The sequence below is a fragment of the Mycolicibacterium nivoides genome (genome assembly GCF_003855255.1).
GTDB lineage: Bacteria > Actinomycetota > Actinomycetes > Mycobacteriales > Mycobacteriaceae > Mycobacterium > Mycobacterium nivoides.
This window is the reverse complement of sequence record NZ_CP034072.1, coordinates 2,317,417-2,332,774: the sequence shown is the minus strand read 5'-3', so window position 1 is coordinate 2,332,774 and position 15,358 is coordinate 2,317,417. Positions and strand designations below refer to the sequence as shown.

10 protein-coding genes are annotated in these 15,358 nt (G+C 66.5%); 6 read left to right on the top strand and 4 right to left on the bottom strand.

What is annotated here, in order from left to right; translation table 11 throughout:
* Nucleotides 1-46: 46 nt before the first annotated feature.
* Nucleotides 47-2,359, top strand: a complete 2,313-nt coding sequence (locus tag EH231_RS11025) for a heavy metal translocating P-type ATPase (protein ID WP_124712411.1) — start codon at nt 47-49, stop codon at nt 2,357-2,359.
* Here the strand turns inward: EH231_RS11025 and EH231_RS11020 are convergent.
* Nucleotides 2,323-2,808 carry a hypothetical protein gene (locus EH231_RS11020; RefSeq protein ID WP_124712410.1) on the bottom strand — a complete coding sequence of 162 codons (486 nt, stop codon included), beginning with the start codon at nt 2,806-2,808 and terminating at the stop codon, nt 2,323-2,325. The genes EH231_RS11025 and EH231_RS11020 overlap by 37 nt on opposite strands.
* A 380-nt stretch (nt 2,809-3,188) precedes the next feature.
* The gene (locus EH231_RS11015; protein ID WP_420891960.1) at nt 3,189-5,144 is read right to left on the bottom strand and encodes a cytochrome c oxidase assembly protein; all 1,956 of its coding nucleotides are present in this window, start codon (nt 5,142-5,144) and stop codon (nt 3,189-3,191) included.
* 163 nt (nt 5,145-5,307) lie between these two features.
* Between EH231_RS11015 and EH231_RS11010 the strand changes: the two genes are divergently transcribed.
* A complete protein-coding gene (locus tag EH231_RS11010; RefSeq protein WP_090431921.1) occupies nt 5,308-5,940 on the top strand; it encodes a DUF5134 domain-containing protein in 633 nt (210 codons plus the stop codon).
* 4 nt (nt 5,941-5,944) lie between these two features.
* On the opposite strand, the gene EH231_RS11005 is transcribed toward EH231_RS11010, so the two are convergent.
* Complete coding sequence (locus tag EH231_RS11005; protein ID WP_164480845.1) at nt 5,945-6,652, bottom strand: zf-HC2 domain-containing protein; 708 nt, start codon at nt 6,650-6,652, stop codon at nt 5,945-5,947.
* Between the two features lie 42 nt (nt 6,653-6,694).
* On the bottom strand, nt 6,695-8,101 hold the full coding sequence (locus EH231_RS11000; RefSeq protein WP_090431916.1) for a short-chain fatty acyl-CoA regulator family protein: 1,407 nt from the start codon (nt 8,099-8,101) through the stop codon (nt 6,695-6,697).
* A gap of 120 nt (nt 8,102-8,221) precedes the next feature.
* Here EH231_RS11000 and prpD point away from each other — a divergent pair, with 120 nt between their 5' ends.
* The 4 genes from prpD to EH231_RS10980 all read left to right on the top strand — a co-directional run bounded on the left by prpD (nt 8,222) and on the right by EH231_RS10980 (nt 15,320).
* Nucleotides 8,222-9,727: a 2-methylcitrate dehydratase PrpD gene (gene prpD / locus EH231_RS10995; protein WP_164480844.1), complete on the top strand. Its 1,506-nt coding sequence runs from the start codon at nt 8,222-8,224 to the stop codon at nt 9,725-9,727.
* A 124-nt stretch (nt 9,728-9,851) separates the two neighbouring features.
* Entirely contained in the window at nt 9,852-10,772 is a 921-nt protein-coding gene (prpB, locus tag EH231_RS10990; RefSeq protein ID WP_090431912.1) for a methylisocitrate lyase, read from the top strand.
* Complete coding sequence (locus EH231_RS10985) at nt 10,769-11,902, top strand: bifunctional 2-methylcitrate synthase/citrate synthase (RefSeq protein WP_090431910.1); 1,134 nt, start codon at nt 10,769-10,771, stop codon at nt 11,900-11,902. Before prpB ends, EH231_RS10985 begins: the two co-directional genes overlap by 4 nt.
* A 25-nt stretch (nt 11,903-11,927) precedes the next feature.
* The gene (locus EH231_RS10980) at nt 11,928-15,320 is read left to right on the top strand and encodes a pyruvate carboxylase (protein ID WP_124712408.1); all 3,393 of its coding nucleotides are present in this window, start codon (nt 11,928-11,930) and stop codon (nt 15,318-15,320) included.
* Nucleotides 15,321-15,358: the final 38 nt, after the last annotated feature.

Genomic DNA, 15,358 nt, shown 5'->3' with positions numbered 1-15,358 from the left:
CGACTATCTAATCGGTGACGTATGCCACCGGTGTGGTGAGCGAGCAATGGGAGTGGTGGTGACAACAGCAACTGTCCCCGACAAAGAGGTGGCCCAGCGCATTGCGCTGGACGTCACGGGAATGTCGTGCGGGGCCTGCGCTGCCCGTGTGGAGAACAAACTCAACAAGGTCGACGGCGTGCGCGCGTCAGTGAACTTCGCCACACGCGTCGCCACTGTCGAAGCCACCGCGGACATCGGCGTCGAGCAGCTGTGCGCGGTCATCGAGAAGGCCGGCTATCAGGCCGCGCCCCGCGTCGAGCGTTCCACAGCCGACGTCGACCCCGATGCCGATCATGCCCGCAGCCTGCTCCGGCGCCTGGCGATAGCCGCCGTGCTGTTCATCCCGCTGGCGGATCTGTCGGTGATGTTTGCCGTGGTGCCCGACACCAGATTCACCGGGTGGCAGTGGGTGCTCACGGCGTTGGCGGCACCGATCGTCACGTGGGCCGCGTGGCCGTTCCACCGGAGTGCGCTTCGCAACGCCCGGCACGGCACCTCGACGATGGAGACCTTGATCTCCATCGGTGTCACCGCCGCCACCGTGTGGTCGATGTACACGATCTTCTTCGACCACCAGACCTACCACGCCGCGGGCATATGGCAGGCGCTGCTCGGTAGCGACGCCATCTACCTCGAGGTCGCAGCGGGGGTAACGGTTTTCGTGCTCGCCGGCCGCTACTTCGAGGCCCGGGCCCGCTCCCGCGCGGGGGGAGCCCTGCGGGCACTCGCGGCGCTCGGCGCCAAGTCGGTGACGGTGCTGCTTGCCGACGGCGGCGAACTCGTGCTGCCCGCAGACGAGCTCAAAGAAGGCCAGCGCTTCGTCGTTCGTCCCGGTGAGGCCATCGCCGCGGACGGTCTTGTGGTGAGCGGGGCGGCCGCGGTCGACGTCAGCGCGATGACCGGCGAGTCGAAACCGGTGCAGACACACGAAGGTTCGAGCGTCGTGGGTGGCACCGTGGTCCTCGACGGCCGCCTGATCGTCGAGGCCGCCGCCGTGGGACCGGACACCCGGTTCGCCGGGATGGTCCGCCTGGTGGAGCAGGCGCAGGCGCAGAAAGCCGACGCGCAGAGGCTGGCGGACCGCATCGCCGCGGTGTTCGTGCCGTGTGTGCTCGTGATCGCCGCGGCCACCGCCATCGGCTGGCTGTTGGTCGACGGCGATGTCAACCGGGCGGTGTCGGCCGCCTTGGCAGTCCTGGTGATCGCCTGCCCCTGCGCGCTGGGGCTGGCGACCCCGACCGCGATGATGGTGGCATCGGGCCGCGGCGCTCAGCTGGGGATCTTCCTCAAGGGACACCGCGCCTTGGAGGCGATCCGCGCCGTCGACACGGTCGTGTTCGACAAGACCGGGACGCTGACCACCGGACAACCTCAGGTCATCACCGTCGTCGCGGCCGACGGATGGAGCGAGGACGAGGTTCTCGGGTACGCGGCGGCCGTCGAGTCGGCGTCCGAACATCCTGTGGCCCATGCGATCGTCACTGCCTGCGCGGACCGTGAGCTCGCCGCGGTGGAGGACTTCCAGGCGCTCGCCGGCCACGGCGTGGCCGGTTCGGTGGACGGTGTGGCCGTGGTCGTCGGGCGTCCCACCTGGGTGACCCGGGACCGGGTGGTGCCCGCCAATCTTGCCGCGGCCCGCAGGTCGGGCGAGTCACAGGGCCAGACAGTCGTATTCGTCGCCTCAGGCGACACCGTCTGCGGTGCCATCAGCGTCGCTGACGCCGTCAAGGAGTCGGCGGCCGGTGCCATTGCTCACCTTCATGCCGAGGGTATGAAGACCATGCTGCTGACGGGGGACAACGCCGCCACCGCCGCTGCGATCGGCGCGGCGGTGGGCATCGACGACGTGGTCGCCGAGGTACTGCCCGAGGACAAGGTCGGCGCGATCGAGAAGCTGCGCGATCAGGGCCGGGTGGTGGCCATGGTCGGCGACGGGATCAACGACGGTCCGGCGTTGGCCTGTGCCGACCTGGGCCTGGCCATCGGCCGGGGAACCGATGTAGCCATCGGCGCGGCCGACATCATCCTCGTCCGGGACAACCTCGATTCGGTACCGCAGGCGTTGGGCCTGGCCCGCGCGACGATGCGGACCATCAGGGTCAACATGATCTGGGCCTTCGGGTACAACATCGCGGCGATCCCGATCGCCGCAGCAGGTCTGCTGAACCCGTTGATCGCCGGCGCCGCGATGGCGGTGTCATCTTTCCTGGTCGTGTCGAACAGCCTGCGGTTGCGCAATTACGGCACCGTCCAAGCGAACTCGTTCAGGGATTCGGATCCTCAGCCGCCGGTGCCGGCGGCGCGCATGTCCGGCTGAGACGAGTTCAGCGGGGCCAGGCAGACACCCAGCCAGGTGGCGGTCAATGCGACGGCGCACAGGGTGCCCAGTGCCGCCGGAACCCAGGAGGCGGTGTGTGCGGTGTGATGCCACCAAAACGCGCCCGCGCCGTCCACAGTGGCCAGCGCCGATGCGCACGTCGCCAGACAGCACCACCGAAATCGGCGCCGCACCAGGGCGAAAGCCGACACCGAAGCCGCGAGGGTGAACAGGGCGATCGCCACCAGGGATATCCAGTGCCCGTTGCGGGTCGCGCCGGCGGAAACGTCGCCGGTCACGCGCAATGCCACGGCCGTCGCCGCCAAGCCGGCGGCAAGTGCTCCCAGCACGCGGGCCCGTGCGGTGCTGATCCACACATCCTCGAAGACCCGGCGCTCGATGGCCCGCAACTCGGTTTCGACAGTGTCGGTGATCTTGCTCGAAGTCATCGAGATTCCCCGTTCATCAACGCATTTGACCGGCTGACATTGACCATGGGGGAGCAGTGCATCCTTCTACCTCTCGTGGTACTGCCGACCGGCGACCTGTGGGATCGACGGATGGTCGTGCGGTGTGGATCTCGATGGCCCCGGTGATTGGTCGGGAGCACAGCGAGATTAGTTCCTTTTGCGGCCTGATCGAGACCTACCGGGCGTAGCCTCATATGCATGACCAGCAATGAAACAGTCGAGTCGGCGAAGTGCGACAACCCGAACTGTACGTGCGAAAACTGCACCTGCGGGAGCAACTGCACCTGCGGTTCTGACGCCGCCGACTAGGTCCCGGGGTCGCTCGGTCCGGCCGAATCGGTTCCAACCTGGGTCGCGGTTCAGCGCCGGGTGCGGGACAGTTCGTGCAGCATCGCGTTGTAGGCATCGAGTTCGTCGTCGTACCCGCGGTCGCTGTGGCGGTCCTCACGCGCTCCCGCCCGGCGATCCTGGCGTGCCCACTGGGCCACCAGCGCGATCACCACGATGACAACCGGCAGCTCGCTGGAACCCCACGCGATGGCGCCACCGAGGTGTTGGTCATCCGAAATGCTCTGCAACCAAGGCAGATTGACAGACCGGTAGAAGCTCTCACCCAGCGATGACGTCATCGTCATGGTGGCGATACCGAAGAAGGCGTGGAAGGGCATCACGGCGAACAGGAGCCCGAGCCGCCCCAGGAAGGGGAGTCGCCGCGGTCCGGGGTCGATGCCGATGATGCCCCAGTAATACAGGTAGCCGGTGAGCAGGAAGTGCACGCTCATGAACTCGTGGCCCCAGTGATACCGGATCAAGGTGTCGAACAGGGGCGTGAAGTAGACGAGGTACAGCGAGCCGACAAACAAGAGGAAGGCCGTCACGGGGTGCGACAGGAACCGGGTCACGGGCGCATGTACGAACCACACCAACCATTCGCGAGGCCCCGGTGCCTCACCTTTCGGCGCGGCGGGCAGAACCCGTAGCGCGAGGGTGACGGGTGCGCCGAGCACCAGCAGCACGGGGACGAACATGTTCAGTGCCATGTGCTCACCCATGTGCACGCTGAACATCGCCGATCCGTAGGCACGCACTCCGGAACTCGTGGTGATCAGCAAGGCCGCGCAACCCAGGGACCAGGCGATCGTGCGTCCGACCGGCCACTTGTCACCGCGTCGCCGCAGCTGCGCCACCGCGACGAGATAGCCCAGCCCGAGCACGATGGCTGCCGTTCCGATCAGCGGATCGAACCGCCACTCGGTGATCAGGGTGACCGGGCTCGGGGGTGTATCGAGCTGATAGCCCAAAAAGATGTCCCACGTGGAGAACTCGTGAACGGTGAACCGGGGCGGAACGCTGTTCGCGGCGAGCGCCAACGCGGCGGTGACGATGACCATCGCGCCCGCAGATACGGTGTCGACCAACCGTGACGGGGCACGGCGCGTCAGAAGTAGCATCCCGTCGCCGATCCACACCAGTACCAGCAGCACCCCGGCGACCACCACGGCCCGCCCGTAGGCGGACCCCAGGATCGGCAATCCGCGCAACATCAGCGTGGCCAGGACGGCGCCGTAGACGATGGCGACCGCCCCGCACGTCAGCTGCACCACCTGCACCCGGCGTCGGAACACGACGTCTCGCTGTCCGGTTGAAGCGATTTTCGTTCCGGCCAGAGCCGCGACCGCCACTGCGAAGACGATCACGGCGCTGGTGGCGATGTCATGGTCCGGGCCCTGCCCGGCATTGCCGGTCACCGGTACTGCGACCACTCCGATCAACGCCGGCAGCAGTGCCACACAATGACCCATCCAGCGGAGAGTGAAACGCACGCCGACGGCCAACACCAGCGCGCACATCGCTGTCACGCACCAGCCGCGTGCGACCTCTGACGCCGCGATGGTGCTGCCGAGGCCGGGACCGGCGACAAGCCGGCCGATGGGAATTCCCGCGTCGGCGGACGCCGAGACCACCACCATCGCGGTGGCGCAGCAGGCCCAGACGATGGCGATGCGTTCGACGAGCAGGTGCGCCGAGAAGGATGCCGCGTCGATTCGCCCGTCGTCGCGAGGTGTCGCGGTCGTCACAATCCAGATGAGCGCTCCGACGCAGAGCGCACCCGCCAAGGTCCCTGCCCAGTGTCCGAGCAACCGAGCTGCGCTGGTGGCCGTTCCCGGGTCGGCGATCCCCGCCGCGGCCAGCCGTTGCGGGCCCAGTTGCACGGCGCTCATGAACAGCACCACAGTGCAACCTGCGGCGATGCCGAGCAGTGCCAGGCGTCCCCGCCACACCCCGGCCGCAGTGGACATGCGCACACGCGCCATAGTCGAACCGGCCTTCCGCCGCGGAAACGAACAAAACGTCGCGGCCATGCGATTCTACGACAATGCGTCGTAGTGCTGACGGGTGCGGGAACTTCGGCGCCCGCATCCGCGACCAACGACAGAGGACGACCGCACCCCGACACTCTCGAAGACAGGACCCCGAATGATCGCCGATCTCGCGCTCCGCTGGGTGGTAACGGTGTTGTTCGCCCTGAGCGCGGTTGAGTGCACCTATGCCCTGCTGGGCTCCCGTGGCCGCCCGGGCGCCGCCGTGAGCCAGCTGCTCCACCTGGCGATGGCCATCGCGATGATGGTCATGGCCTGGCCGCGTGGGGCCGAGCTGCCCACACTCGGCCCGATGTACTTCTTCCTTGCCGCCGCCGTCTGGTTCCTGGCCGGATTGCTGAGGTCCGGGACGACTCAAGGACGGGTGGTCGACGGGTATCACGCCGCGATGATGTTGGCGATGGCCTGGATGTATGCCGCCATGAACGGCAATGTGCTTGCGCGCCAGCCAGAAACGGTCGCCGCGGGTGGCCACGAGATGCATGCGATGCACATGGGCGCGCACGGTGGCACCGCGATGGCCATGGAACACGTCTCGGTACAGCCGCTCTGGATTCCCACCATCAACTGGCTGTTGACCATCGGTTTCGTGATCGCCGCCGCCGTGTGGCTGCACCGCTACTTCGCGGCACGTCACCGGGCCGAAACGCCGCCGTTCTCGCATTTCGGAACGCTGTGCCGGGCAATGATGGCGGCCGGCATGGCGATCATGTTCGGCGTGATGTTGTAGCGGCTCAGGCGGCGGGGTCATCCGCTGCGCGGAGATGACGACTGGCCGGCGCGGCCGGGCCCGATTCGTCGTCGTCACCACGCGCCTTGGGTGACGGATCGTGCGGGCGCTTGGTGCGCGACGCCCAGATCGAAACGATCGCCGCCAACGCCACCGGCACATGACTCAGTACCCGGACCGGGGTCACGAGTCCCGCCAGCGCGTCGGACACGACGTAATAGCCGAGAAATGCGCAGTAGATCACCAGCACACAGGCGAGACCGGGCGCGATCCGACGGCGGAAGGCCATCGCGATCGTCGCGATTCCCAGCGCCGCCGACCATGCCGTGGACTCGTTCAGCAAGTGGGCTCCGCTGGCCGATCCGTGATGTGCGGCAACCATCCCGAAATTGATGCCGACAGCTTGCGCGATCGCCAAACCCACCTGGGCGATCCCGATGACGACGATTGCGGTGACCAGCAGGTGCGGGCTCACCCGGTGCCAGAGTCCGCTCAGCGCACTGGTTCTGCGGTTCGGGCGTCCACCCACAGCGCCGATCAATCCGGTGTTGGCCAGATCGCGCAGTTGCAGGGCCAGGGATCCGGCCTTGTCGTACCAGGTGGCGCAGTCCGGGCAACCACGCAGATGCTCGTCGACGCGCGCAGAGGGGACCGGCTCACGCTCCCCATCGAGGCGTGCCGAAAGCGCCTCTCGTGCCACCACGCAGTCCACCGGCCCATTCTCCCGCATTGACCTCGTGGATTGCACACCTGCTCAGGCTGTCGGTGAGTAGGGCAGATTGCTGCTGGTCTGCGGGTCGACGTGCACGGGCCTGCCCACATACGGGAAGGCGCGTTGCGGGCAGGCCGGGCGGTCACAGATCCGGCAACCCGCTCCGATGGGCACTGTGGCTTCGGGATCGTTCAGATCGATGCCCACCGAATACACCAGCTTGTCGGCGTGGCTCAGATCGCAGCCGAGGCCGATGGCGAAGCTCTTGGGCGTTCCCAGGTACCGGCTCGGGACAGCGGCCGACGTCTTCGCGATCCAGAAGTAGCTGCGGCCGTCCGGCATCTGCGCCACCTGGGTCAGGAACTCGCCAGGACGGGAGAACGCGTGGTGCACCACCCACAGTGGGCAGTTCCCGCCGACCCGGGAGAAGTGAAAAGCAGTGGCGGACTGACGTTTCGATATGTTTCCGGCACTGTCGGTCCGGACGAAGATGAACGGAACACCGCGCGCATCCGGCCGCTGCAGGGTGGACAGGCGATGGCAGATCGTCTCGAATCCCACCTCGAAGCGACGGGCGAGCTGATCGATGTCGTACCGCAACTCCTCGGCGGCGGACAGGAACATCCGGTAGGGGAGCAGCAGGGCGCCGGCGAAGTAGTTGGCCAGCCCGATCCGCGCCACATCCCTTGCCTCTGAGCTCAATCGGTCGTCGGTGGCAACGATGGTGCTGATCAGTTCGGAGTGCACCAACAAGGCCATCTGGGTGGCGAGCTGAAAAGCGCGCTGGCCGGGCAACAACCACCGCGCCACGTACAGCGTCCCGACCTCGGGCCGGTACCGGCGTTTCACGCTGGGGCCCAGCACATCTCCGTCGTCCACGATCACCGAGATGCCGTACTCCGAGGACAGCAGCTCGGCCAGTTGCCGGTCGAGGCCGCCGATCTGTAGGCGGTGGCGGGCGAAGAGATCCTCGGCGGCGCGGTCGAGCGCGTCGACGTAATTGCGGCGGTCGTAGAAGAAGTCGCGTACCTCTTCGAAAGGCATGGGTTGCTGCGCACCCGCCTGCGCGTCCAGGTTGGCCCGACCGTGCACGGCCTCCAGTTCCGCGGTGGCATCGTGCAGGCGGCGATGCATGCTCACCATGGCCTGGCCGACCTCGGGCATGCGCGCGACAAGCTCTTCGATCTGGGCGGTGGTGGCACCGTCGGCCAGGACTTCGCGCAGGTCAGACACCAACCGCGCGTCGGCATCGGGGGCGAAGTACTGAGTCGGCAGATCGAAGCGGTCGGACAGGGCCAACAACACCGGGACCGTGATCGGCCGCTGGTCGTTCTCGAGTTGGTTGACGTAGCTCGTCGACAGTCCCAGGGCACGCGCCAGCGCGACCTGCGTGAGGCCCCTCTCGTCGCGCAGCCGTCGCAGACGGGCGCCGGCGAATGTCTTGGTCACCGCTGACGAGGCTACCCCGACCGGGTTTCACAAGATTCGCAAAAACGGCCGCCAAAGGACACAAAAATACGCATTTACAGGTGGTTTCCCTGGTGATCGCATCTGCGTACCGTGCGGATCATGCTTGAACATGACGTCAGAACCCGGCGCAGCGCCGAAGACTTCCCGCGCAGCGAACACTTGGCTTGGAAGATCGCCGAGATCGCGGCCGACCCGGTAGCCGTCCCACCCGAGACCGAGGCGATGGTGATCAACCGCATCATCGACAACGCCGCGGTGTCGGCTGCGTCGGTGATCCGCCGGCCGGTGACGGTGGCCCGTGCCCAGGCCCTCGCGCACAAGACACCGCGGGGTGCCACCGTGTTCGGCGTCGACGGCACGGTCTCGCCCGAATGGGCGGCCTGGGCCAACGGTGTCGCAGTCCGCGAACTGGACTTCCACGACACGTTCCTGGCCGCCGAATACTCCCACCCCGGTGACAACATCCCCGCCCTCGTCGCCGTGGCGCAGCAGCTCGGCGTGAGCGGCACCGACCTGATCCGCGGCATCGCGACCGCCTACGAGGTGCAGGTCGACCTGGTCAAGGGAATCTGCCTGCACCGACACAAGATCGACCACGTCGCCCATCTGGGCCCGTCAGTCGCCGCCGGGCTGGGCACCATGCTGCGGCTGGATCCCGAAACCATCTACGCCGCAATCGGTCAGGCCCTGCACCTGACCACCGCCACCCGCCAGTCGCGCAAGGGTCTGATCTCCAGCTGGAAGGCCTATGCGCCCGCGTGGGCGGGCAAGGTCGCCATCGAGGCCGTGGACCGCGCGATGCGCGGCGAGGGTTCGCCGGCACCGATCTGGGAGGGCGAGGACGGCGTGATCGCCTGGATGCTCGCCGGCCCCGAGCACACCTACCGGGTCCCGCTGCCCGGACCGGGTGAACCCAAGCGCGCCATCCTGGACACATACACCAAGGAACACTCGGCGGAGTACCAGAGCCAGGCGCCGATCGACCTGGCGCGGCGGATGCGCGAGCGCATCGGCGACCTGGATCAGATCGCCACGATCGTGCTGCACACCAGCAATCACACCCACGTCGTGATCGGTACCGGGTCCAATGATCCGCAGAAATTCGATCCGGATGCGTCCCGCGAGACGCTCGACCACTCGGTGATGTACATCTTCGCCGTCGCCTTGCAGGACGGGACCTGGCACCACGAGCGGTCGTATGCCCCCGAGCGGGCGCACCGGCCCGACACCATCGAGCTGTGGCGCAAGATCTCCACAGTCGAGGATCCGGAGTGGACGCGGCGTTACCACTCGAATGAACCGGCCGAGAAGGCGTTCGGTGCGAAAGCCGTCGTCACCCTCAAGAGCGGCGAGACCATCGTCGACGAACTCGCCGTCGCCGACGCTCACCCGTTGGGGGCGCGGCCGTTCGAGCGCGAACAGTACGTCGCCAAGTTCGCAGAACTGGCCGACGGTGTCGTTGAAGCCGAAGAGCAGCAACGGTTCCTGAGTGCTGTCGAGGACGTTTCGGCGACCAAGTCGGGCGGGCTCGGCGCGCTCAATGTCCGGGTCGATCCGCGGGTGTTGGACAAGGCGCCGACGGTTCCCTCGGGGATTTTCCGATGAGCGCTTGCGCGAAGAGAGGACAGCACCGATGAGCGCTTGCGCGAAGAGAGGACAGCACCGATGAGCGCTTGCGCGAAGAGAGGACAGCACCGATGAGCGCTTGCGCGAAGAGAGGACAGCACCGATGAGCGCTGGCTTGCTCGGCTCTGCCGCTTCCGCCGCCGAGAAGCGCCGGAAGTTCCGACGCGGTTTGGAATCCGGCCGGCTCCTGCGCTTCCCCGGTGCGTTCTCCCCGCTGGTGGCCAAGCTCGTCACCGAGATCGGCTTCGACGGCGTCTACGTCTCGGGCGCGGTTCTGTCCGCCGACCTGGGCCTGCCGGACATCGGGCTGACCACGCTGACCGAGGTGGCCGGGCGAGGTGCCCAGATCGCTTCGAGCACAGATCTTCCGACGTTGATCGATGCCGACACCGGGTTCGGTGAACCGATGAGCGCCGCCCGTACGGTGACGCTGCTCGAAGATGCCGGCCTGGCCGGACTTCACTTGGAAGACCAGGTGAATCCCAAGCGGTGCGGACATCTCGACGGTAAGGCAGTCGTCGAGACGGCCGAGATGGTCAAGCGGCTGCGGGCAGCGGTCTCGGCCCGTCGTGACCCCGATTTCGTCATTTGTGCGCGTACCGATGCCGCGGGGATCGAGGGGATCTCCGCGGCGATCGACCGGGCCAAGGCTTACGCCGACGCGGGTGCCGACCTGATCTTCACCGAGGCGCTGCACACCCCGGCCGATTTCGAGCAGTTCCGGGAGGCCGTGGACGTGCCGTTGCTGGCCAACATGACCGAATTCGGAAAGTCCGAACTGCTGACGACCGGCCAGTTGTCCGAGATCGGATACAACGCGGTGATCTACCCGGTCACCACGCTGCGCCTGGCTATGCATGCCGTCGAGGTCGGTCTTCGCGAAATTGCCTCGGCAGGTACGCAATCCGGTCTTCTCGATCAGATGCAACACCGAAGCCGGCTCTACGAACTCCTGCGTTACAACGACTACAACCAGTTCGACTCGGACATCTTCAATTTTTCGCTGCAAGGGGCGACACCATGACCGTTACCGCGAACGACACAGCCAAACCGAGCATCCACAAGGGCTTGGCCGGCGTGGTGGTCGACACCACCGCCATCTCCAAGGTGGTGCCCGAGACCAACACGCTGACCTACCGCGGTTACCCGGTGCAGGATCTGGCAGCGCAATGCAGCTTCGAGCAGGTGGCATACCTGTTGTGGCAGGGTGAATTACCCACCGATCAGGAGCTGGCCCTGTTCGCCCAGCGTGAGCGGGCCTCCCGCCGGATCGACCGCTCGATGCAGTCGCTGCTGGCAAAGCTGCCGGACAACTGCCATCCGATGGACGTGGTGCGCACTGCGATCAGCTACCTGGGCGCCGAGGATCCCGAAGAAGACGACAGCAGCCCCTCGGCCAACATGGCCAAGGCTCTGCGGATGTATGCGGTCCTGCCCACGATCGTCGCGGCAGACATGCGCCGCCGGCGGGGCCTCGAACCCATCGCCCCGCACAGCCACATGGGTTACTCGGAGAACTTCCTGCACATGTGCTTCGGAGAGATTCCGGAACCCGCTGTGGTCAAGGCATTCGAGCAGTCGATGGTCCTCTACGCCGAGCACAGCTTCAACGCATCCACCTTCGCCGCCCGGGTGGTCACCTCGACGCAGTCCGACATCTACAGCGCGGTCACCGCGGCCATCGGCGCCTTGAAGGGCTCGCTGCACGGCGGTGCCAACGAAGTCGTCATGCACGACATGCTCGAAATCGGTTCGGCCGACCGCGCCCCGGAATGGCTGCACGGCAAGCTGTCACGCAAGGACAAGGTGATGGGATTCGGTCACCGGGTCTACAAGAATGGTGACTCCCGCGTGCCCACCATGAAGGCCGCGCTGGCGCGTGTGTCCGAAGTTCGGGACGGACAGCGCTGGCTGGACATCTACAACGTCTTGGAGAGCGCGATGTTCGCGGCCACCAAGATCAAGCCGAATCTGGACTTTCCGACCGGCCCCGCCTACTACCTGATGGGGTTCGACATCCCCTGCTTCACACCGATCTTCGTGATGAGCCGGATCACGGGCTGGACCGCTCACATCATGGAGCAGGCCGCGTCGAACGCTCTGATCCGGCCGCTCAGCGACTACAGCGGGCATCCGCAGCGGGCCCTGGCCTAGCACGCGGAAGCTCTGGAAGGAAACAGTGGTCGACAAGGTTCTGGTCGCCAACCGGGGAGAGATCGCCATCCGTGCGTTTCGCGCGGCCTACGAACTCGGGCTCTCGACGGTTGCCGTCTATCCTCACGAGGACCGTAATTCTCAGCATCGGCTGAAGGCTGATGAGTCGTATCAGATAGGTGCCCAAGGGCATCCGGTCCGTGCCTATCTTTCGGTCGACGAGATCATCCGGGTGGCCCGGCACGCGGGTGCCGATGCCGTCTATCCGGGTTACGGGTTCCTTTCGGAGAATCCGGAACTGGCCAGGGCCTGCGCGCAGGCGGGGATCACCTTCGTGGGACCGTCGGCTGATGTGCTCGAACTGACCGGGAACAAGGCGAGAGCCATTGCCGAGGCCCGCAAGGCGGGACTGCCAGTGCTGATGTCCTCGGCTCCGTCGAGTTCTCCCGAGGAACTCCTGGCCGCAGCGGAATCGATGAGCTTCCCCGTGTTCGTCAAGGCCGTCGCCGGCGGCGGGGGCCGCGGGATGCGCCGCGTCAACGAATCGGCCGAGTTGCGGGAAGCGATCGAGGCCGCCAGTCGCGAAGCGCAGTCCGCCTTCGGGGACCCGGCCGTGTTCCTCGAGCAAGCGGTGATCAACCCGCGTCACATCGAGGTTCAGATCCTCGCCGATACCCACGGCAACGTGATCCACCTCTACGAGCGTGACTGCAGTCTGCAGCGGCGACACCAGAAGGTGATCGAGCTGGCACCGGCGCCGAATCTCGATCCGGTTCTGCGGGATCGGATTTGCGCGGACGCGGTGGCATTGGCCCGACAGATCGGCTACAGCTGCGCGGGCACGGTGGAGTTCCTGCTCGACGAGCGCGGGAATCATACGTTCATCGAGATGAATCCCCGGATCCAGGTGGAGCACACGGTGACCGAAGAGGTTACCGATGTCGACCTGGTGTCGAGTCAGCTGCGGATCGCCGGTGGAGAATCACTGTCAGATCTCGGACTCACCCAGGACGGGATTCGGATCCGGGGTGCGGCCCTGCAATGCAGGATCACCACAGAGGACCCGGCGAACGGGTTTCGCCCGGACACCGGGCGCATCACCGGCTACCGCTCACCGGGTGGTGCCGGTGTCCGCCTGGACGGCGGCACCAACCTCGGCGCCGAGGTGAGTGCGCATTTCGATTCCATGCTGGTGAAGCTGAGCTGCCGCGGCCGTGATTTCCCGACGGCTGTGGCCCGCGCGCGACGGGCCGTGGCGGAGTTCCGGATTCGCGGGGTGGCCACCAACATTCCCTTCCTGGCAGCAGTTCTGGACGATCCCGACTTCGTCGCCGGCCGGGTGACGACGTCGTTCATCGAGCAACGACCACAGTTGCTCACCGCGCGCGGCAGCGCGGATCGTGGCACCCGGATCCTCAACTACCTGGCCGATGTGACGGTCAATCAGCCGCACGGGCCACGGCCCTGCGCGGTCTATCCACGCGACAAGCTGCCCGCGTGCGATCTGGGTGTGGCACCGCCGTCGGGGTCCAAGCAGCGGCTGAGTGAACTGGGGCCCGAAGGTTTCGCAGCCTGGCTGCGGAACAGCAAGGCAGTCGCGGTCACCGACACCACCTTCCGCGATGCCCACCAATCGTTGCTGGCCACCAGGGTGCGTACCAGCGGACTGATACGCGTCGCCCCCTACATCGCACGGATGATGCCGCAGCTGCTGTCGGTGGAGTGCTGGGGCGGTGCGACCTACGACGTCTCGCTGCGCTTCCTCAAGCAGGACCCGTGGGAGCGGTTGGCCGCGCTGCGCGAAGCACTGCCCAACATCTGTCTGCAGATGCTGTTGCGGGGCCGGAACACGGTGGGCTACACGCCCTACCCGGAGACGGTCACGCGCGCGTTCGTGGATGAGGCGGCGGCGACGGGTATCGACATCTTCCGGATCTTCGACGCACTCAACAACGTCGATTCGATGCGTCCGGCCATCGACGCGGTCCGCCGCACCGGGACGACCATCGCCGAAGTCGCGATGTCGTACACCGGCGACCTCTCCGACCCCGGTGAACGTCTCTACACGCTCGACTACTACCTGCGCTTGGCCGAGCAGATCATCGACGCCGGGGCGCATGTGTTGGCGGTCAAGGACATGGCGGGGTTGCTGCGAGCACCGGCCGCCGCGACTTTGGTCTCGGCCCTGAAGTCGCGGTTCGACCTTCCGGTGCACGTGCACACCCACGACACTCCCGGCGGCCAACTGGCCACCTACGTCGCGGCGTGGACTGCCGGCGCCGATGCCGTCGACGGTGCCGCAGCACCGTTGGCCGGCACCACAAGTCAGCCTTCGCTGTCATCAATCGTGGCGGCCGCCGCTCACAGCCCGCTCGACACCGGTCTGTCGCTGGACGCGGTCTGTGACCTTGAGCCGTACTGGGAGGCACTGCGTCGCGTGTACGCGCCGTTCGACGTCGCAGCGTCGGGTCCTGCATTCCCCACCGGCCGCGTCTACCGTCACGAGATTCCCGGCGGCCAGCTGAGCAATCTGCGGCAGCAGGCCATCGCGCTGGGTCTGGGCGACCGGTTCGAGGACATCGAAGTGAATTACGCTGCCGCTGACCGGGTATTGGGTCGCCTGGTGAAAGTCACCCCGTCGAGCAAGGTGGTGGGGGACTTGGCGCTGGCTTTGGTCGGAGCGGGTGTGGGTGCCGACGAGTTCGCGGCGGACCCGGTTCGCTTCGACATACCGGACAGCGTGATCGGGTTTCTGCGCGGTGAACTCGGAGACCCTCCGGGCGGGTGGCCAGAACCCCTGCGCACCAATGCACTCAACGGTCGCGGTCCGGCCAAGCCGGAACAGGACTTGTCTGACGAGGATGAAACATTGCTGGCCGCACCAGGTCCCAAGCGGCAGGCGGCTCTGAACCGGCTGTTGTTCCCCGGGCCCACCGCCGAGTTCGAGGCGCATCGCGACGAGTACGGTGACACCTCACGACTGAGCGCCAATCAGTTCTTCTACGGTCTGCGCCATGGCGAAGAACACCGGGTCAAACTGGATCCCGGCGTCGAATTGCTGATCGGACTTGAGGCGATCTCGGAAGCCGACGAGCGCGGTATGCGTACCGTGATGTGCATCCTGAACGGGCAACTGCGGCCGATTGTGGTGCGTGACCGCGGCATCGCCAGCGAGGTCCCGACTGCCGAGAAGGCAGACCGGGCCAACACCGGCCATATCGGTGCGCCCTTCGCCGGGGTGGTGTCCGTCAATGTTGTTGAGGGCCAGGTCGTCGAGGCGGGCCAATCCATCGCGACGATCGAGGCCATGAAGATGGAAGCCGCCATCACCGCGCCTGAATCCGGCACGGTGAAGCGGATCGCGGTCGCGCGGACCGCGCAAGTCGAAGGCGGCGATCTACTCGTCGTTGTCAGCTAGCCCGGTGAACGCTTTGACCCGGCTGGAGGATTCGCTGC